Genomic DNA, 19,581 nt, shown 5'->3' with positions numbered 1-19,581 from the left:
CTCCACCGGGCAGGTCACCGCGACCTGCGGCCGCCCCTGGGCGAGGTGATCCTGTGGGAGTGGCAACGAACCACGGCACGACGGCGGCCCTGGAAGGGCTCACCCAGGCGGAGGCGGAGCAGCGGCTCCTGCGGTACGGCCCCAACGAGGTGGCGCCGCCGGCGCCGACTCCTGTGTGGCGTCGCGTGGCGCGGCAGGTGCGCGATCCGCTGATCCTGGTCCTGCTCGCGGCCGCCGCGCTCACCCTCGCCACGGGCGACATCCCGGACGCCTGCGTCATCCTGCTGGTCGTCACCGTCAACACGGCCGTCGGCGTGGTCCAGGAGATCCGTGCGGAGCGCGCTGTCGCGGCGCTGACCGCGCTCAGCGCGCCCGCGGCCCGCGTGGTCCGCGACGGCGAGGAGCGCCGTGTCCGGGCGGTGGACGTCGTCCCCGGGGACGTGGTGCTCCTCGGGGAGGGGGACATCGTGCCCGCCGACGGCGACGTGGTCGAGGCGGCGGCCCTGCTGGTGGACGAGTCGTCGCTCACCGGCGAGTCCGTTCCGGTGGGCAAGGACACGGGTGGCACGGCGGCGTCGGGCACCGTCGTCGTCCGCGGGCGGGGCGCGATCGTGGTCACCGCCACGGGAGCCGCGAGCGCCACGGGCCGCATCGCCTCACTGATGGGCACGGCATCCGGGCCGACCCCGCTGCAGCGCAGGCTCGCCGGCTTCAGCCGGGTCCTCGCCGCCGTCACCGTCGTGCTGTGCGCCGTGGTCCTCACGATCGGGCTGCTGCGCGGACAGCCCGTGAGGCTCATGGTGGTCACCGCGATCAGCCTGGCCGTCGCGGCCGTCCCCGAGTCCCTGCCCGCCGTCGTCACCCTGGGCCTGGCCCTGGGCGCCCGGCGGATGGCCGCCCGCAACGCCATCGTCCGCCACCTGCCGGCGGTGGAGACGCTCGGTTCCGTCACCGCCATCGCCACGGACAAGACCGGCACCCTCACCGAGGGCCGTATGGTCGCGGAACGGCTGTGGACACCGGTCGGCGAAGCCGAGGTGCGCGGCAGTGGCTACGACCCGGCGGGGCAGGTGGTGCGGGACGGCGCCGCTGTCACCGCGGACGACGCACCCGACCTGGCCCGCCTGCTGCGCGCCGCCCTGCTGTGCAACGACGCGGGGCTGCAGCCGCCGTCCGGCACGGACGGCGACACGGCCTGGCACGCCCTGGGCGATCCCACCGAGGCCGCTCTCCTCGTCGCCGGCGCCCGGCTGGGCCTGGACCGGGCGGCCCTCGCACGGGAGTTGCCGCGCGTCGACGAGGTGCCTTTCGACAGCGGCCGCAAGCGGATGACCACCGTCCACCGGCTGCCGCACGGCGCACGCCACGTGGTGTCCAAGGGCGCACCGGAGGTCCTGCTCCGGCCCGGGGTACTGGACGACGGGCCCGCCGTGCTCGCCGCGGCCGTCAAGAGAGCCGAGGAGCTGGCACGCGAGGGGTACCGTGTGCTCGCCGTCGCGGCAGGGGACCGCCGCCCGCCCCCCTCGTCCGACGCTCACGCCGACTGGGAGAGCGGACCGCTCTCGCTGCTCGGCCTCGTCGCGATCCTCGATCCGCCCCGTCCCGCCGCGGCTGCCACCGTCTCCGCGTGCCGGACCGCCGGGATCGTCCCCGTCGTGATCACCGGTGACCATCCGCTGACCGCGGGCGCCATCGCGGCCCGCCTCGGCATCGTCGGCAGGCCCGACGGCGGGGTGGTGACCACCCGGAGCGACGTCGGACACGCCCTCTCGGGGAAACCCACCGGCGCCCGGGTCTACGCCCGCACCACCCCCGCGCAGAAGCTGGACATCGTCCGGGCGTGGCAGCGCGCCGGGCACGTGGTCGCCATGACCGGCGACGGCGTCAACGACGGGCCGGCGCTGCACCAGGCCGACATCGGCGTCGCCATGGGACGCCGCGGCACCGAGGTCGCCCGGCAGGCCGCCGACCTCGTCCTGGCCGACGACGACCTCGGCACAGTGGTGTCCGCCGTGGAGGAAGGCCGCCGGGTCTACGCCAACGTGCGCCGCTTCCTGCTCTACGGCCTGTGCGGGGGCATGGCGGAGATCCTCGTCATGTTGCTGGGCCCGTTCCTGGGCATGCCGCTGCCGCTGCTCCCCGCCCAGATCCTGTGGATCAACCTGCTCACCCACGGCCTGCCCGGGGTCGCGCTCGGCGCCGAGCCCGCGGACCCGGCCGCCATGCGCCGTCCGCCGCGGCCACCGGACGAGAGCGTGCTCGGCGCCGGGCTGTGGCCGCGGATCCTGCTGATGGGCCTGTTCGTCACGGCCGTCACGCTGCTCACCGGCATCTGGGCCCACGACACGGGACGCCCCTGGCAGACCATGGTCTTCCTGGTCCTGGGCGCCACCCAGCTCGGTGTCGCCCTCGCGTCCCGGGCCCGGCCCGGCAGTTGGGCCAACCCCTTCCTGCCGGCCGCCGTCGCGGCGGCGCTCGCCCTGCAGATCGCGGGCGTCTACCTGCCGCCGCTGCGCGCGCTCCTCGGTACGGATGCGCTCTCCGTGGAGGACCTCGGCATCGCATGCGGCCTGTCCGCTCTCGGGTACCTGGCCATGCGGCTCCAGGCCCGGCTTCTCCCGACGCGGTGAACGAGCGCCCGGCCCCGGGCGGCCGGTGTGACCGGCGCGGGGGTAGGCCAAGCCGACAGCCGTGCTCGGCAGCCGGAGGAGAGAATGCGAAGGGTGTTCCCTGGTCGTCCTCGGTCGACGAGTCATACGGCGCCGATGCACGATGTGGCATGCGAGCGGGTGCTCGACGGGCGGACATTCAGCGAGTCGGTCGTTCGAGGCGAGTCGCGGGCATGGTTTGGGCCGGCAGGAAAGCCGCCGACCCGGTTCCTCGATGGCGTGTCGTCCTATCCGAATTCGCCTTCGCGTACGCCGTCTCGGAAGGCTGCCCATTCTTCCGCACTGAACCGCAGGGGAGGCAGTTCGCGGTGGGCGGAGTCACGTATGGCGACGGCTCCGTCACCGATGTCTGCTACCTCGACGCAGTGAGGGCGGTAGCCATAGGGACATGCGGTGCTCTTGACCCAGCTGGCCTGGGTCAGGTCGCGTGCGTACAGGTCGCTCTCTCTGGCGTGCATGGCAGGCTCATGCGGTAGTGGTCGTACGTACCTTCCTCCCTCCACGCTTGCGCTTTTTCCCCGGTTGTGCAACGGCGGTGGCCCCGCCCCCCGAATGCCGAGGGAACCGCCGGCCCGGCCCCGGCATGACCGGCATCGGGCGGAAACCGCCGGCCCCCGCTCCCAGCCGGGCCGCACCGGCCCGTCGTCGCTCAGCGCAGGTGGCCCCTTTCGTCGCGACGGACACCACTGGGCGTGCGGTAGCGGTCGGGTGCGGAGTCGAAGGCGGCAGCGCACCGTGGGGAGCAGAAGGAGTAGCTGCCGTCAGCGGTGTCACGGCGCTCCGGCGCGGTCGCCGGGTCGACGCGCATCCCGCACACCGGGTCCACGACGGCCGCCCGGCCGGGTCGCGCGTCGTGCCGGGACCGGTCGGCAGCGGATCCGACGTGCGGGTGCACGGCCGCGGCTGGTGGGGCGGGCGGTAGCTCCGGGGCGTGCCAGCGCCGCAGGCGGGAGGCATTGGCGACCACCGACAGGGAGGACAGCGCCATGGCGGCGGCGGCGATGATCGGGCTGAGACGGATGCCCCACGGCGGGTAGAGGACGCCCGCGGCGACGGGCACGCCGACAGCGTTGTAGATCAGCGCGCAGAACAGGTTCTGGCGGATGTTGCGCATGGTGGCCCGCGACAGCCGGATCGCGGTGACGACACCGGCGAGGGATCCGGAGATGAGGGTGACGTCGGCGGCCTCGATGGCCACGTCGGTGCCGGTGCCGATGGCCAGGCCCACGTCGGCTGCGGCCAGCGCCGGGGCGTCGTTGATGCCGTCGCCGACCATGCCCACGGTGCGGCCTTCCCTCTGCAGGCGGCGGATCTCGTCGGCCTTGTGCTCGGGAAGGACCTCGGCCAGCACCCGGCTCACGCCGACCTGTGCGGCGATGGCGGCGGCGGTGCGGGCGTTGTCGCCGGTGATGACGACGACCTCGATGCCCAGCCGGCGCAGGGCGGCGATCGCGGCGGCGGAGTCGTCCTTGACGGTGTCGGCGACGGCCAGCACGCCTGCGGCCCGGCCGTCGACGGCGGCCAGCACCGGGGTCTTGCCCTCGGCAGAGAAACCGTCCGCGAGGGCGGTCACGTCGGCGGTGTCGATGCCGACGTCGCCGAGCAGCCGGGCGGTGCCGACCAGCACGGGGCGGTCCTCGACGGTGGCCTGCACTCCCTTGCCGGTCACCGAGTCGAACCCGGTCGCCGCGGGCCAGGTCACGCCGCGTTCGCGGGCGCCGTTGACGACGGCCTGCGCGAGAGGGTGCTCACTGTCGGCTTCGGCTGCCGCGACCAGCCGCAGCAGTTCCCCCTCGGCGAAGGCGTCGGTGGTGTGCACGTCGGTCAGGACGGGTTTGCCCGCGGTGACGGTACCGGTCTTGTCCAGCACGACGGTGTCCAGCTTGTGCGCGCTCTCCAGGGCCTCGGCGGAACGGATCAGGATTCCCGCCTGGGCGCCCTTGCCGGTGCCGACCATCACCGACAGCGGCGTGGCCAGCCCCAGCGCGCAGGGGCAGGCGATGATCAGCACCGCTACGGCGGACACCAGTGCGAGCGTCAGCGCCGGCGGCGGGCCGAGGGTGAACCACACCGCGAACGTGGCGACGGCGATCGCGATGACGGCGGGCACGAAGTAGCCCGAGACCGCGTCGGCCAGACGCTGGATGGGCGCCTTGGACGCCTGGGCGGCCTGCACCAGGCGGATGATCTGCGCGAGCATCGTGTCGGCGCCCACCTTGGCGGCACGAACCCGCAGAGAGCCGGTGCCGTTGACGGTCGCGCCGATCACCGTGTCCCCGGTGCGCTTGGTGACCGGCATCGGCTCCCCGGTGACCATCGACTCGTCCACGGCCGAAGCTCCCGACAGGACCTCGGCGTCCACCGGGATCTTCTCCCCGGGCCGGATCACCACCTCGTCGCCGACGGCCACGTCCTCCACCGGTATCTCGGTCTCGGCGCCGTCGCGGACCACCCGGGCGGTCCGCGCCCGCAGCCCCAGGAGCGCGCGGATGGCCTCACCCGTGCCGGCCTTGGCCCGTGCCTCCAGCAGCCGGCCGAGCAGGATCAGGGTGAGGATGACACCGACCGCTTCGTAGTAGACCTCGCGCAGGTCGCTGGGCAGCAGGCCGGGAGCGACCGTCACCAGCAGGCTGTAGCCGTACGCGGCGGTCGTGCCCAACGTGATCAGCGAGTTCATGTCGGCGCCGCGGTGACGCAAGGTCAGCCAGCCGATGGAGTGGACCGGCCACCCGGTGTAGAACATCACCGGCGTGATCAGCACCAGTTGCAGCCAGTGGTTCAGCAGCAGGCCCGGCACCCACGGGGCGCCGAACAACTCGTGTGCCATCACCGCGAAGAGCACCGGAAGGGTCAGCACGGCTCCGACGGCGACCCGGCGCGTGAGGTCAGCGATCTCCGCCTGCCGCTCGGCGGCATCCGCGGCCTCCGCCTCGGCCGCCTCGCGGCCCTGATCCGCAGGCCCGCCACCCGCAGCGGGCTCTGCCGCCGCGGGGCCCGCCGGGACCGGCCCGGGGGGCGCCGTGCTGCCGCCGCCGGGGGAGGGGAGCGCGGCTTGGAGCCCCTCAGCGGGCTCGACCAGGAGCGTGCCGTGGATCATGTGCATCCCGCAGGTGAAGCTGTACGAGCCCGCCTGGTCGGGGTCGAACCGCACCGCGGTACGCGTATGCGCGGGCAGCCCGGCACCGATCTTGAAGTCGGGGAAGACCACGCGGGAGGTGCACTCCCCGGACTCCTGCCGGTCGAAGACGATCTCCACCGGGGTCCCCTGGCGCACGCGGATGACATCGGGGCTGTAGCCGCCGCGCACGGTCACTTCCACGCGCTGCACGCCGTCCTCGAGCCGGGCGTCACGGGTGCGACGCGGCCCGAAGAAGAACCAGCCCAGCGCAGTGATCAGCACGATGGCGGCGACGATCACGATCACGTCGAGAACACCCATGGCACCTTCGCCTTCCGGACACCTCCCCCTTTCACTGTGCCTCCGGCCCACCTCCTCCGGCATAGGCTGCCCGGCCCACCCGGAAACGCCGGCCGGGCCGTGTCGTGCGGTTCTCCGACACGGCGCTTCGCAGGGACGCGCAACACCTCGCTCGGCGGCAGCGGTGCTCGTTCGCCTGCCAGCTCACGCACCGGTTGCACATCGACCGACGGCTGTCTGCCGCCCCGGGCGGGTGAGGCGTGGCCGGTATGCGACGCATCGCTGCCCCCACGCGGTTGTGCGCGGATAGGGGAGGGGGGTATACAAGAGGGGCCAGCCAAGATACCCCATGGGGGTATACGGTCCTGTGTCCGCAGGGCCCATCGTCGTCCGGAGGAACCCATGACCGCCACTGACCGCACCACCGCCTACGACGTCGCCGGCATGAGTTGCGGCCACTGCAAGGCCACCCTCACCCGGCAGATCGGCGCACTGGACGACGTTCTGTCCGTCGACGTCGACCTGAACACCGGCCGTGTCACCGTGACCACCGCCAACGAACCCGACGACGCCCTGCTCGCCGAGGTCGTCGACGACGCCGGATACGCGCTCACCGGCCGGGCCGCCTGAACCGGCCGTTCCGCGTACCCGCCCCGCCCGCGCGGGGAAAGCCCGACCCGCCCGCCGGCATGTCCAGCCCCCTCGTCCGCCAGCCTGTCCATCCCTCTTGTCAGCTCGAGGAGCAGTGATGACCACCACCGTCCCGCAGACCTCAGAGGTCGAACTCGCCATCGGCGGGATGACCTGCGCCTCCTGCGCCGCCCGCATCGAAAGGAAGCTGAACCGCATGGACGGTGTGGAGGCCACCGTCAACTACGCGACCGAGAAGGCCAAGGTCACCTACCACGGCGACGTAGCCGTGGACGACCTGATAGCCACGGTCGAGGCCACCGGCTACACCGCCACACCTCCCGCTCCTCCCCGCGCCGACGGCCAGGCAGGCGACGGCGGCCAGGACGCGCCGGGGAAGGCTGACGAACTGCTGCCGCTGCGGCAACGGCTGATCACCGCCGTGGCCCTGGCCGTGCCCGTCATCGCGATGGCCATGGTCCCGGCCCTGCAGTTCGAGTACTGGCAGTGGCTCTCGCTCACCCTGGCCGCGCCGGTCGTCACCTACGCCGGCTGGCCGTTCCACCGGGCCGCCTGGACCAACCTGCGGCACGGCGCCGCCACCATGGACACGCTGGTCTCGGTCGGCACCGCGGCCGCGTTCGGCTGGTCGCTGTGGGCGCTGTTCTTCGGCACCGCGGGCATGCCGGGCATGACCCACGGCTTCGAGCTGACCATCGCTCGCAGCGACGGCGCGGGCAACATCTACCTGGAGGCCGCCGCGGGCGTCACCGCCTTCATCCTGGCCGGGCGCTACTTCGAGGCCCGCTCCAAGCGCAAGGCCGGCGTGGCCCTGCGGGCGCTGCTGGAACTGGGCGCGAAGGACGTCACCGTCCTGCGCGGCGGACGTGAGATGCTGATCCCCACCGGGGAGCTGGCCATCGGCGACCGGTTCCTGGTGCGGCCCGGCGAGAAGATCGCCACCGACGGCACGGTCGTCGAGGGATCCTCGGCCGTGGACGCCTCGATGCTCACCGGCGAGTCCGTGCCGGTAGAGGTCACTGTCGGCGACACGGTCACCGGCGCCACCGTCAACGCCGGAGGCCGGCTCGTGGTGGAGGCCACCCGGGTCGGCGCGGACACCCAACTGGCCCGGATGGCCAAGCAGGTGGAGGACGCGCAGAACGGCAAGGCCGCAGCCCAGCGACTCGCCGACAGGATCTCCGCGGTCTTCGTCCCGATCGTCATCGCCCTGGCCCTGGCCACGCTCGGGTTCTGGCTCGGCAACGGCGCAGGCCCGACCGCGGCCTTCACCGCCGCCGTCGCCGTGCTGATCATCGCCTGCCCCTGCGCGCTGGGACTTGCCACGCCCACCGCGCTGATGGTCGGCACCGGCCGCGGCGCCCAGCTGGGCATCCTCATCAAGGGCCCCGAAGTCCTGGAGACCACCCGCAAGGTCGACACCATCGTCCTGGACAAGACCGGCACCGTCACCACCGGGCAGATGACGCTGCTGGCGGTTCACACCGCGGACGGTGTGGACGAGGCAGACGTCCTGCGCTTGGCGGGCGCGCTCGAGCACGCCTCCGAGCACCCGATCGCCCGGGCGGTGGCGAAGGGAGCCGAGGCGAAGGTCGGTCCGCTCCCGGCGCCGGAGGACTTCGCGAACATCGCCGGTCTCGGCGTGCAGGGCATAGTCGAAGGCCACGCCGTCCTCGTCGGCCGCCGGCGCCTGCTCGCCGAATGGGCCATGGACCTGCCCGCAGACCTGGCCCGGGCCGAGGAGGAAGTGGAGAGGGCCGGCCGCACCGCCATCGCGGTGGCCTGGGACGGCGAGGCCCGGGCCGTCCTGGAAGTCGCCGACGCGGTCAAGTCCACCAGTGCCGAAGCCGTCCGGCGGCTTCGGGCCCTGGGCCTGACCCCGATTCTGCTCACCGGCGACAACCAGGCCGTCGCCCGATCCGTCGCCGCCGAGGTGGGCATCGACGAAGTGATCGCCGAGGTACTGCCGCAGGACAAGGTCGCCGTGGTCAAGCGCCTGCAGGGTGAAGGCCGTTCGGTGGCGATGGTCGGCGACGGCGTCAACGACGCGGCCGCCCTGGCCCAGGCCGACCTGGGGCTGGCCATGGGCACCGGCACCGACGCCGCCATCGAGGCCGGCGACCTGACGCTGGTCCGCGGCGACCTGCGGGCCGCCGCCGACGCCATCCGCCTGTCCCGCCGCACCCTGCGCACGATCAAGTCGAATCTGTTCTGGGCGTTCGCCTACAACGTCGCCGCCCTGCCGCTGGCAGCCGCCGGCCTGCTCAACCCGATGATCGCCGGAGCGGCGATGGCGTTCTCCTCGGTCTTCGTCGTCGGCAACAGCCTTCGCCTGCGCGGCTTCGACGCCGCCGACTGACCGCAGGCACCACACCGGCCGGGGCGGGCCACGGCCCGCCCCGGCCTCTCCCCCCGGCCCGCGGCCGGCAGGCCGTTGCCGGAGGACCGCCCCTGCGGTGCCGGGGCAGCAGCCTCGGCACACGGTGACAGTGGGCCGGGCCGTCCCCGCGCCGGGGTCGGCCTTCGTGCCGTGACGGCACTGCGTCGTCTCCAGTTCCGCACGGCCGTGTGCGCCCGGTCGGAAGGACACGCGTGAACCCCCGTGTCAGCGGGGAGGGTCGGCCCGTGTGGGGGCGGTCAGGCGTCCAGCGCCCAGCGCACGTGCCGCTCCTTCGGCACGAAGCCGGCCCTCTCGTAGACCCTGGATGCCCCGGTCGGGTTGGCCGAGTCCACGCTCAGGCTGGCCTTCCCGTAGCCCTGGTCGGCGGCGCTGCGCAACGCGTGCCTGATCAGGCCGCCGGCGACGCCGCGCCTGCGGTAGTCCCGGAGCGTCCCGATGAGCATGAAGTAGGCGTCGCGCACGCCGGTGGCCACCGTGTCGGCCTCCCAGTACAGGGTCACCAGCATGCCCGCCGGGGCCCCGTTCGCCACGTCGCGGAGCAGGAAACTGACCTCGGGACGGAAGGTGTGGTTGATGATGTTGCTCTTCCAGGCGTCCGCGGGCATCGGCACGGCACCCCAGTGGTCCTTGAAGGACTCGTTCCGGATCATCCGGAACTCCTCGTCGTTCCGCTCCGACCACGGCTCCACCCGCAGCCCGTCGGGGATCGCCGCCTCCGGGATCGCGTCACCGAGCGGGTGCTCCATGAACTGGTAGTAGCGGACCGGTGCGAAACCTTGGGAACGGAAGAGTGCGGCCGCACCGTCGATGCGCTCGCACGCCATGACGTGGACCTCGAGCTTCAGCGTCGGCTGATGCATCGCGTGCAGTGCCTTCGCGCCCGCGATCCCCGCCTTCAGCAGCACGGTGCCGACACCCTGGCGCCGGTGGTCCGGATGCACGCCGCCGTCGACCATGACCCGGTGTACGTCCTCGGCGGTCGGCTTGTAGGTCGCCTTCACGTAGCCGACCATCACGTCGCCGTGGAACGCGGCGAGGCTCGCGCGCTCCAAGTCCGCGTGCGGATCAACCAGTTCCTGGAGGACGTCCGCCTCGTCGTAGTTCTCGCCGATCTTGTCCTCGGCCTCGATGGCGTTGAGGAGGTCGGCTGAGGCCTTCGCGTCGCCCGTGGTGAGCGGTCGCCACGTCAGGGTGCTGGATCGTGAGTCCACGATGTGAACATTAGGAACCACGCCGGCGGGCTGTCGAGTCGAATTTCGGAGCCCGGCCGAACCCGGCTCCACGTCACCGCCCGCGCCCGCTCCTGGAAACCGTCGCACCCAAGACGGCCGCCGCCGTCCGACAGCAAGCCCAGCACCAGCCGCCCGGCTCGCAGGCGGGGTTCGTTCGGGAGAAGCGGCCCGCGATGCGGCCCGTGGCCGCAGCGAACGCCTCCCGCCACCGGGCGGGATCTATGCTGTGACCTGCGGCCACCATCTCGTCGTCAGAACGGTGGCCGCACTCGCCTGCCCACCGGACCCGACCTACGAGCGTTCGGTGAGCAACTCCGCCAGGCGGTCCGCGAACTCGGTGAGCCAGTCCAGCCGCGGTCCACTGCGGGCGATACGGAAACCGTGACGGCGACCCCAGAACGCCGCCTGGACGGCATGGAACTGGGCCCACCGCTGGACGCGACCGCGGTCGAGTTGCGCGGCCTCGGCGAAGACGTCCAAGACCCGGTGGACGGCCTTGCGCAGGTCATCCGCTTCGAAGAGCGCCAGCGCGCGGGACTTGAGCAGTGTGCCGCCGTCGTAGGCGGGATCTCCCGCGTACCCTTTGGGGTCGACAGCCAGCCACGGCTCCCGACCGGCACGCAGGATGTTCCGGGCATGCAGATCGCCATGGATGAGGGTGTCGGGCTGGGCCCGGCCCAGTTCCCTCACGGTAGCCACCGCGGCGCCCAGCACCTGGCGCGGAAGTGCATGCGGCAGTTCCTCGGCATCCTTGCACAGCTGCTCCTCCCAGGCGTCGGCCTGCTCACGCAGCCGGGGCAGGCCGGGGGGTGAAGCTTCCCCAAGGCCAGGTAGTTAGGGGATTTCCAGCGCTGTCAAGGGGTTCATGCAGGTCCGCAGCAGCAATACAACGGAGCCCTCGTTGTACTGCACGTCGTCCAAGACAGCAGTCAGGAGAGCTCCGTTGGCCCTACATTGTGCACCACCTACGACAGACGGGGTCTCAGAGGGACTGATCGCTTCGTCGCGGGGCCGGTACGCGCCCGCACACCTGGGTGAGTTGGGCGCTCTGCTGCCACCGGAGCTGGTCGACGCCGTGCTGGAGGAGCACGGTGGCCGGCACTCACGGCTCCGTGATCTTCCTTCGCGCTGCGGGGTGTACTTCGTGCTCGCGATGTGCCTGTTTCCCGAGGTCGGCTACGGCCTCGTATGGCGTAAACTCACTGCCGCACTGAGACAGTTTCCCCTGGTGGACCCGACGGCGAAGGCCCTGCGCGATCTACGTCGGCGTATCGGCGTCACCCCGATCCGGGCCGTGTGCGAGACCGTGACGGGACCGCTCGCCCAACCTTCCACCCCAGGGGTGCCGGCCGGTACCGCACCGTCTCCTTCGACGGCTGCTCCGCGATCAAGCTCCCCGACAGCGGCGCGAACCAGGCGGCCTTCGGCCGGCACGGCGGCTGGCCGATGCTCCGGCGGATGACCCTGGTCGAGACCGGCACCCGGGCACTGATCGGCTCCACCTTCGGTCCGCCCAGCGAGGGCGAGGCGGCCTACGACCGCCGCCTGCTGCATCTGCTGACCCCGGACATGCTCGTGCTGTGGGACAAAGGCTTCGACGCCAACGACTTCCTCGCCGAGACGACCGCCACCGGCGCGAAAGTGCTGGGCAGACTCAAGTCCAACCGGATCACCCCCATCCTGGCCCGCCTCGACGACGGCTCCTACCTCTCCCGGATCGGCACCGTCGCCGTCCGCGTCATCGAGGCCCGATCACCGTGACCTGCGCGGACACAACCACCTTCACTGGTTCCTACCGACTGATCACCACGCTCACCGACCCCCGACGCCACCCCGCCCGCATCCTCATCGCCCTCTACCACGAACGCTGGGAACACGAATCCGCGTACTACGCACTACGGCACACCATGATGAACGGCCGCGTCCTGCGCTCGAAGGACCCAGCCGGAGTCGAACAGGAAATGTGGGCCACCCTCACCCTCTACCAGCTCCTGCGCACCGTCATGGTCGACGCCGTCGAGACCCGACCGGGCACCGACCCTGACCGGGCCGGTTTCACCGTCGCCCTCCAGACAGCCCGCGACCAGCTCATCCTCGCCGCACCCGCCACAGGCGGCCTGGGACGGGCCACCGAGATCGGCCGCTGTGTCCTCGACGCCCTGCTCCCCGACCGCCGCCCACGCGTCAGCACCCGCAAGGTCAAATCCACCACCGTCCGCTACGCGGAGCGCCTCAACGACGGCCGCCCCGACCACTCCACCCCGATCACCCACCTCACCACGGAGGTCCTGCCCCCTCCCGAACACAGCCAATACCCCAAGACCACCACGGACGAGCGCACCCTTCCCAGGGCATCGCCCCAGCGCCGCAGCGAGAAAATCATCGGCTTCCTGCGCTCCGAACCGGACCGGGCCTGGACCGCCAAAGAACTCTCACGCCGCCTCGGCGACATCACCGTCCAGTCCATCTACCGTCAGCTCAGCCGCCTGGCCGACCGCGGCCTCATCATCAAGACCAGCCCCGGCGCCTACACCCTCCCAACCCCCTTGACACCGCTGGAAATCCCCTAACTACCTGGCCTTGGAAGCTTCCCCTTGATCGTGGACACCTGGAGACTGGGATCTTGAGGTTCCAGAGGAAGTAGCACCAGGTGGGAAGCAAGTACACGAAGCGGTACACCGAGGAGTTCAAGCGGGACGCGATCGCGCTCGTCGATTCCTCGGGTAAGACGGTCACCGCGGTCGCTCGGGAACTCGGCATCAGCTCCGAGTCCCTGCGCGGCTGGTACCGCCGGGCGAAGGCTGACCAGGGCGAGGGCACGTCCGGTGATCTGACCAGCGCCGAGCGCGAGGAGCTCAAGCGACTACGCAAGGAGGTCCGCGAACAGCAGCAGACGATCGAGATCCTGAAAAAAGCGACGGCCTTCTTCGTGAAGGAGAACGACCGGTGAGCGAGCTGTACCGGTTCATCCACACGGAGAAGGCGAACTATCCGATCATTCTGCTGTGCAGGGTCCTGCGCGTGGCCCGCTCCTCCTACTACGCCTGGCGCGAAGGCGAAGCCGCCCGCCGCGCCCGGCGGGCCGCCGACGACGCGCTCGCACACGAGATCACCGTGCTGCACATCGCTTCCCGGCACACCTACGGCGTCCCGCGCATCCACGCCGAACTGCGCCGCCTGGGCCGACGGGTGAACCGCAAGCGCGTCGCCCGCGTGATGCGTGAACGCGACATCCGCGGCGTCACCCGACGCAGACGGCGCTCGCTGACCCGGCCGGACGCGAAGGCGAAGCCGGCCCCGGACCTGATCGGCCGCGACTTCCACGCCGAGCACCCCGGGACCAAGCTGGTCGGCGACATCACTTACCTGCCCACCGCCGAGGGCTGGCTCTACCTCGCCTGCTGGCTGGACCTGGCCACCCGCGAGGTCGTCGGCTACGCCATGGCCGACCACCACCGCGCCGAGCTGGTGGTCGACGCTCTCGACATGGCCCACGGCCGAGGCGGACTCGAGCCCGGCTGCGTGGTCCACAGCGATCACGGCAGCGAATACACCTCGACCCAATTCCGTGAGCACATAGGGAGGTTGGGGCTGCGACAGAGCTGCGGACGCACCGGATCATGCTTCGACAACGCCGCCGCGGAGAGCTTCTGGGCCCTACTCAAGGAAGAGATCGGCACCCGCACGTGGCCCGACCGGGCCACCGCCCGCGCCGAGGTCTCCTCCTTCATCGAGACCTTCTACAACCGCCGCCGCCTACGCAAACACCGCACGTTCGGCTACCTCACCCCGGCCGAAACCAGGCAACGGCACCAGCACACCCTCGCGGCATAACGATCACGTGTCCGAGATCACGGGGAAACTTCACCTTGGTATTAGCCCTGTTCAGGGGGCATTCCAAGGCGGTTCGGCGGCACCCTGCGGTTCGACCGTAGCCATGCCGGGGCTGGAGCCAGCGGGTCCATTGCAGGACCACAAGGGAGATGACGAGGGGCCTGTCAAGCAGCACGCTGAAGCGGGCGCGGCGGGAGCGTGCGGTCATCCCGAGGATATCGTGCAGTGCGGTGCCGTCCTCTGCCCAGCGCCGGAGTCTGGCGTGGTCAGACCACTGCACTCCGTGCCGGTCGCCCCAGGCGGCCCATAGCCGCTTGATCAACACCGGCAACGTTCGTGGTCAACGCACTGGATCAGCCGCGACAGCCAGCGCGGTGACCAGCACGCTGTCCTCCGTCCGCGATGGTGCGGCGGACGATGTACTGGCGCCCGTTCGGTCCGGCGATCACGGCCCAGTCGTAGGTGCGGAATCCCTTCGTTTTGATCCCGTATGCGCGCCGGGAGAAGTCTCCGGGCCGCAGGTGTGACGCGAGGTTGTCCCACCGGGCCTGGAGCACCGCGGGCGACGGCAGCGGACCTTGTAAAAGCCCCGGCCTCAGAGATCGAGCTGGTATTCGTACGTGGTGTGCGTAGGCCGGTAGCCGAGAGCATCGTTGACCCGGCGGATACGCGGATTGTTGTCGGCCGTGTCCGTGAGCAGACCGCCGAGCAGGGGGTACCGCTCACGGGCGTGCCGAACGGAAGCTGCCTTCATCCAACGGCTCAGGCCGTGACCGCGGTGTTCGGGTAGGACGGCGGTCCCGTAGTGCTGGGCGTCTCCGGTGCCGCCCCCGGGGATGGCCAGTTCGGTGTACCCGGCGATGGAGCCGTCTCCTTCGGCGATGGCGACGACGGTGTGCAGGACGTCACCTCGCTTCTCGACGGCAGTGACGGCGGTTCGGACGCGTTCCAGGTCCCAGGGAACGACACTGAAGTCGACGCCGCCCGTCGGTGTGTCGTTCATGGCGTGTCGTGATGCGACGAATGTCTCGGCGAGTGGGTCCGGGACCATGCCCTCCCAGGAAGCGAGACGGTACCCCGGGTGCGGCTCCTCCATGATCCTGCCCAGCGCCAGGGGGTCCGCGTCGCGGAGGGAGAGCCGGGCGGAGGTAAGGGACAGGACTCTGCGGAAGTCCCGGGCCGTCAGGAACGCCTCCCCCAAGGATCCGGCCCTGACATGGCTGATGATGCGCCGCCGGTCGTGTTCGCGTGCGGCGGCCGTTGCCGCGTCAAGGAGAAGGAAACCGGTGTCCTCCTGCCGCTCCTGCGGGTGGATGTGCAACCGCAGGTCGGCAAGATCGTGCTGCCCGGCACGCATGAACAGGCGAAGGAATGCGGACCCGACCGGCGTGTCGTCGGCGCCTGACGCCAGCCACACCAGTCTGCGGCTGGACGGGCTGGCATCGGGGTCGATCAGCGCTGTGATGCTGGCAGGCATGTCGTCTCCTGGGCGAACGGTTCGTGGCCCTGCTGGCAGGCACCCGGTCGCTGTCGCACCGGGTCGGGGTACGTCAGCGGGTGTGGCTTGCCGCGCCGAGCAGCTTCCGCAAGGTGCGGCTGACGGAAGCCGGGCCGGGTTGGGTGCCGCCGGGGGCGGCCGTCCAGTCGTGCGCGGCGTCGGCGAAGGTCTCCCGCGCCGACGGGATCTCCGGCGTCACGTGTGGGGCCGGCAGCTCCGCCTGCCGGGCACGGGCCGTGCGTCGGAGGTCCTGTGCGGTGAGGGTGTCGAGCTTCGCCCGGACGTGCTCGAGCAGCGCGGCGCAGGCGTCGGCGATCGCGGCGTCCCCCAGAGGGCGTGCAGGCAAGCTGAGGCCTTCGGTCAGCTGCTCTTCGAGGGCCAACCGCAGATCCCGCACGGAGACATCGCGGATGGTCAGCGACAGGTGGGCGGAGAGTCCTGCCGCTCCCACAGCCCGGTGGGCGAATGCCCTGGGTATGTACAGCACGCTGCCGGGGTTCAGGACGGTTCGCAGCAACTGCGGGGAGCGCTCGTCGTCCGGGAGTTCGCCCAGTGCCCAGTCCGGGGCCGTCGGCGCGTCGTGGACGTACCAGGTCTTGCTTCCGGCTGCCTGCAGGACGAACACGTCGGCGTCGTCGCGGTGAACGGCAAGCCCCTGACCGCCCGGGGGGGTAACGAAGAAGAACGCTTCGACGCGTCGGCCGGTTTCCTCCGACAGGCGGGCGACCAGGTCCCTGGTGGCGGGGTGCCATGATCGACGCGCCGCAGTAGCAATGTCGCACCGGCACGCAGGAGGGAGAAGACTTTGGAGCGGTCGGCGAAGCCGTGATGGGTCGTGCCGTGGACCACTCGTGAGGTGGTGTAAGCGGCGGCAGGGACGACCACTTTGTCCGCGCGGACCATCTCGACGTACGGGGTGCCCAGGAGGCCGCCCTCGAAGGCGGCGTCCAGTTCGACGAGATCGAACGGCGTGGAGAATCCGTCCGGTGTGAAGACCGAAGGCCGGCGTTGCCACTGCTGGAGAGCGAAGGTCTCGATGTCGCCGACCCAGTCGGCCAACATGGACGATTTCATGGTGCTTCCGGTACTTGTCGAGTGTCCGTCGATCCGCGAGGGTGAGGCTGCGGGGCCGCGGGGCTGCGTCCCCAGGGCGGTGCACGCAGCCACTCGCACGTGCCTACGCCGCTGCCACTTCCGCCGTGAACCGGACGGAGAGCAGAGAGCGCAACGGAATGTGCGTCTGCTGCTCGGGGCTGTGGAGGGTGATCCGGTTGTCCAGGGCGACGTTCAGCAGACGTTCGGCCAGCGGCACAACCAGGTGTTTGGCCCAGCAGCGAGCGCCTTCGAAGCCGAAGGGCATGAAGGCGGAGGTCTTTTCCGGATCCCCGACCCCGTGCCATCGCTCCGGCCGGAACTCCAGCGGATCAGACCAGTGGTCGGGATCCCGGTGCATCAGCAGCGGGAAGAGGGCGATGTTGTCCTCTGAGCGGATGTCGGGGTGCAGTCCGTCGTACACGTCCCCGCCGCTGCGGAGCAGCATCCACGCGGGCGGGAGGAGCCGCAGCGTCTCCCACAGAACGGCGGTCAGTTCCGTTCTGGGTACGTCAGATCTTTCCGGTCCCATGAGCCACAGGCTGTTGGCGACCAACGCGGCCACTCCATCGGACAGGGTGGCCGTCGCCCGCCGGTAGAGCGCGATGGCCTGCCGCCTCTCCCGGGTGTCCGCTGCGTCGACAATCTGCCGGCCCAGCATGCTCCCTCGTCCTTCGCCGCCGGATCCCGGCCAGACCGTGACCGCGCGGTCGACCACCTGGGAAAGCAGGTCGGAACTGGTGATCCGACGCTTCCGCAAAAGCGACATCGGCAGGGGGTCGGACGCGAAAAGCCACTCTCGCAGATATGAGGACGCGGCGTAGGGCCACTCACCCGACAGCCGCTGCGCCGGAGGAGGGGCCGTCTCGACACCCGCCATGACGTCCCGGCCCAGCGCGTGAATGGAGCGCGTGGCACTGTCGTGACCGATTTCAGCACCCGCGGCAGGCTTGAAGACCGAACGTTCCTTGGCCAGCACCGGGCGCGCCGCGACGACAGCAGATACAAGGGGAAAGTCGGATACGCCGACCATGGTGCCGTCGACCCGGAAGACCTTCGTCTCTCTTGTCAGCAGATCCTGGATCTGCCGATCGTATCGAATTCCGTAGTGACGATGAGCCGCCACGGTCACTGGGTTCGACTCCATGCGAATCCGCCTCCTTCGGGGTGGCGCCGAAAATGTACTCAGTGTCGCGCCGAGATTTCGCCGACACGAAGGGGGGAGAACCGCCGCTCCGCAGCGACCCGGCAGATCAGATGTGCCGCGGCCGCCGCTGACAAGGGCAGTTGAAAGCCTGGATCAAAAGGTGCCGCCGATGACGGCCGGAGCCGCGGCCTCGGCCGCCATCGGCAGCGGCGCATCAGATGACGTGGTAGGGCCACGCGTTGCTGGCCAGGTTGTCGGCCGGCTTGAACTTCTTCACGAGCGCCTGGATCATCTTCATTTCGTTTCCTTTTCTCCGTACACGGACATGCCGAAGCAATCCGCATCGGTTTCCTTGGTCGGCATTCCGGACTGGAGGCCGAACAGTCCTCATGAAAACCTACCCGGCGGCGGAAGGGGACTGCCCCTGATGTTTCCCTGACGCCGGACCAGCCGTTCTTGATGTCCTTGGGCCGACGTGGAGCTGGTTGAAGTCCGCCGCGACGGGCATGCGCTCGGACTTGCTCGCCGCACGTCGTCGTTCAACCTCGATTCCGTAGGGGTCTGATGGGTTCTGCTGGTCCGGCGTCAGGCCCTGATGTGTCCGGCCGGTCGGGTCGGAGGCCTTCGCATGCGCTGCGGGGGCGTCGGCTTCCATGGAGCCGAGGGGTGCTTCGCTCTCCTCCTTTCTTACTTCGGCGGGGTGGTGGCCGTCTGTCAGGAGATGGCCGGGAGTTCGTGGGCTCGTTTCCAGACGGTGGTGCATCCCTCGAGAACGGTGTCATCGCCCACGGTGCCCGTGCCGTCGTGCTCACCAAGGAGCCGGGTCTCGCCAGACTCCTGTCGATCAAGAGGCACCACCGAGGTCGAAGAGCGCTTCAGCGGCCAGGAGTTCGCTCCAGTGACCGACGCGGACGCCGAAGACCGGCTGATGGCGGCCGTGGCGCTGGACGAGGCGATCTCCGAAGCCGTGGGGCGGCAAGGAGAGCTGCGGACGGAGCTCGCCCTGCGGACGAGGGCCGAGGCCGAGCTCGACGTCGGTGACATCACCCGCGTGGCACACATCTTCACCGGCCGGGAGGACTACCCCAAGGGGATCCTCGATCCCATGGGACTCCGCACCGATCAGGGGCTGCTCGAATTCGGGCGCGGGCCGGGGCGCATGACGGCAGGGCAGTTGCAGGTTTCGGGGTCGTGCGGTTGGTCGGGTAGTGACCGGTTGGGGTGCATAGCAGAACAGGCACGGGCTTCGTGGTCATTGTGGTGTCTGAAGCCCGATGATCACGAGGTGGCCCGTGCCTGCTGCCATATCTTCTCCTGTCCCCGCCGTGCTGGTGAAGCTGGGGCCGCTTGACGCTGACCGAGTCGCTGACCTGCGCCCCTACCCCGACGCGGTGCCCGACCCGCTGCTGGCGGTCATCGGCATCCGCCGCCGTCCACTGAGGTGGCGGCGCGCTCCGGCACAGTCCACCGCCGAGGGCGCCTCCACCGTTCACACGGGGACCGCACCCCGGGCCGCAACCTCGCCATCGGTGTCCTGAAAACCCTCGGAGCCGACGACATCGCCAAGCCCACCCGGGCGATCCGCGACGAACCCAAACGAGCACTCCCCATGCTGGACATCACCAACAAACCGGACACC

Annotated in this window: 13 protein-coding genes and 4 pseudogenes; 9 read left to right on the top strand and 8 right to left on the bottom strand. The window is 70.6% G+C overall.

Annotated features, from left to right (window positions below):
* The first annotated feature begins 59 nt into the window (after positions 1–59).
* Entirely contained in the window at positions 60–2,630 is a 2,571-nt protein-coding gene (locus ACRWND_RS20510; protein WP_431951442.1) for a cation-translocating P-type ATPase, read from the top strand.
* Positions 2,631–2,896: 266 nt separating this feature from the next.
* Here ACRWND_RS20510 and ACRWND_RS20505 read toward each other — a convergent pair whose 3' ends face one another.
* Together ACRWND_RS20505 and ACRWND_RS20500 are read right to left on the bottom strand one after the other, a co-directional pair.
* Positions 2,897–3,127 carry a DUF397 domain-containing protein gene (locus ACRWND_RS20505; RefSeq protein ID WP_431951440.1) on the bottom strand — a complete coding sequence of 77 codons (231 nt, stop codon included), beginning with the start codon at positions 3,125–3,127 and terminating at the stop codon, positions 2,897–2,899.
* A 191-nt stretch (positions 3,128–3,318) separates the two neighbouring features.
* The gene (locus ACRWND_RS20500; protein ID WP_431951438.1) at positions 3,319–6,108 is read right to left on the bottom strand and encodes a heavy metal translocating P-type ATPase; all 2,790 of its coding nucleotides are present in this window, start codon (positions 6,106–6,108) and stop codon (positions 3,319–3,321) included.
* A 381-nt stretch (positions 6,109–6,489) separates the two neighbouring features.
* Between ACRWND_RS20500 and ACRWND_RS20495 the strand changes: the two genes are divergently transcribed.
* Together ACRWND_RS20495 and ACRWND_RS20490 are read left to right on the top strand one after the other, a co-directional pair.
* Positions 6,490–6,717 (top strand): heavy-metal-associated domain-containing protein, encoded by a 228-nt coding sequence (locus ACRWND_RS20495; RefSeq protein WP_431951436.1) that lies wholly within the window; start codon positions 6,490–6,492, stop codon positions 6,715–6,717.
* A 118-nt stretch (positions 6,718–6,835) separates the two neighbouring features.
* Positions 6,836–9,097, top strand: coding sequence for a heavy metal translocating P-type ATPase (locus tag ACRWND_RS20490; protein ID WP_431951434.1), 2,262 nt, complete (start codon positions 6,836–6,838; stop codon positions 9,095–9,097).
* Positions 9,098–9,375: 278 nt separating this feature from the next.
* Here the strand turns inward: ACRWND_RS20490 and ACRWND_RS20485 are convergent, their stop codons facing one another.
* The 3 genes and pseudogenes from ACRWND_RS20485 to ACRWND_RS20475 all read right to left on the bottom strand — a co-directional run.
* Complete coding sequence (locus tag ACRWND_RS20485) at positions 9,376–10,350, bottom strand: GNAT family N-acetyltransferase (RefSeq protein WP_431951432.1); 975 nt, start codon at positions 10,348–10,350, stop codon at positions 9,376–9,378.
* Between the two features lie 125 nt (positions 10,351–10,475).
* Positions 10,476–10,612, bottom strand: a pseudogene (locus ACRWND_RS20480) (IS701 family transposase); the annotation flags it as partial.
* A 50-nt stretch (positions 10,613–10,662) separates the two neighbouring features.
* A pseudogene (locus ACRWND_RS20475) lies at positions 10,663–11,196 on the bottom strand (aminoglycoside phosphotransferase family protein); the annotation flags it as partial.
* A 169-nt stretch (positions 11,197–11,365) separates the two neighbouring features.
* Between ACRWND_RS20475 and ACRWND_RS20470 the strand changes: the two are divergent.
* The 3 genes and pseudogenes from ACRWND_RS20470 (at position 11,366) to ACRWND_RS20460 (ending at position 14,205) form a co-directional block, all read left to right on the top strand.
* Positions 11,366–12,941, top strand: a pseudogene (locus ACRWND_RS20470) (IS4 family transposase).
* Positions 12,942–13,021: 80 nt separating this feature from the next.
* Complete coding sequence (locus ACRWND_RS20465) at positions 13,022–13,321, top strand: transposase (protein WP_431951430.1); 300 nt, start codon at positions 13,022–13,024, stop codon at positions 13,319–13,321.
* Positions 13,318–14,205 (top strand): IS3 family transposase, encoded by an 888-nt coding sequence (locus ACRWND_RS20460; protein WP_431951428.1) that lies wholly within the window; start codon positions 13,318–13,320, stop codon positions 14,203–14,205. The genes ACRWND_RS20465 and ACRWND_RS20460 overlap by 4 nt, the downstream gene beginning before the upstream one ends.
* 595 nt (positions 14,206–14,800) lie before the next feature.
* On the opposite strand, the gene ACRWND_RS20455 is transcribed toward ACRWND_RS20460, so the two are convergent.
* From ACRWND_RS20455 to ACRWND_RS20445, 3 genes are all read right to left on the bottom strand, one after another.
* Positions 14,801–15,682, bottom strand: coding sequence for a GNAT family N-acetyltransferase (locus tag ACRWND_RS20455; RefSeq protein WP_431951426.1), 882 nt, complete (start codon positions 15,680–15,682; stop codon positions 14,801–14,803).
* A 73-nt stretch (positions 15,683–15,755) separates the two neighbouring features.
* Entirely contained in the window at positions 15,756–16,718 is a 963-nt protein-coding gene (locus ACRWND_RS20450; RefSeq protein ID WP_431951424.1) for a JmjC domain-containing protein, read from the bottom strand.
* Between the two features lie 162 nt (positions 16,719–16,880).
* Entirely contained in the window at positions 16,881–17,942 is a 1,062-nt protein-coding gene (locus ACRWND_RS20445; RefSeq protein ID WP_431951422.1) for a cytochrome P450, read from the bottom strand.
* 169 nt (positions 17,943–18,111) lie between these two features.
* On the opposite strand from ACRWND_RS20445, the gene ACRWND_RS20440 reads away from it, so the two are divergent.
* The 3 genes and pseudogenes from ACRWND_RS20440 to ACRWND_RS20430 form a co-directional block, all read left to right on the top strand.
* The gene (locus ACRWND_RS20440; RefSeq protein WP_431951420.1) at positions 18,112–18,381 is read left to right on the top strand and encodes a hypothetical protein; all 270 of its coding nucleotides are present in this window, start codon (positions 18,112–18,114) and stop codon (positions 18,379–18,381) included.
* 459 nt (positions 18,382–18,840) lie between these two features.
* Positions 18,841–19,293, top strand: coding sequence for a hypothetical protein (locus ACRWND_RS20435; RefSeq protein WP_431951418.1), 453 nt, complete (start codon positions 18,841–18,843; stop codon positions 19,291–19,293).
* A gap of 90 nt (positions 19,294–19,383) precedes the next feature.
* A pseudogene (locus ACRWND_RS20430) lies at positions 19,384–19,581 on the top strand (hypothetical protein); the annotation flags it as partial.

It is taken from the genome of Actinacidiphila sp. bgisy167 (assembly GCF_965342175.1).
Lineage (GTDB): Bacteria > Actinomycetota > Actinomycetes > Streptomycetales > Streptomycetaceae > Actinacidiphila.
This window is presented reverse-complemented; position numbering and strand designations above follow the sequence as displayed.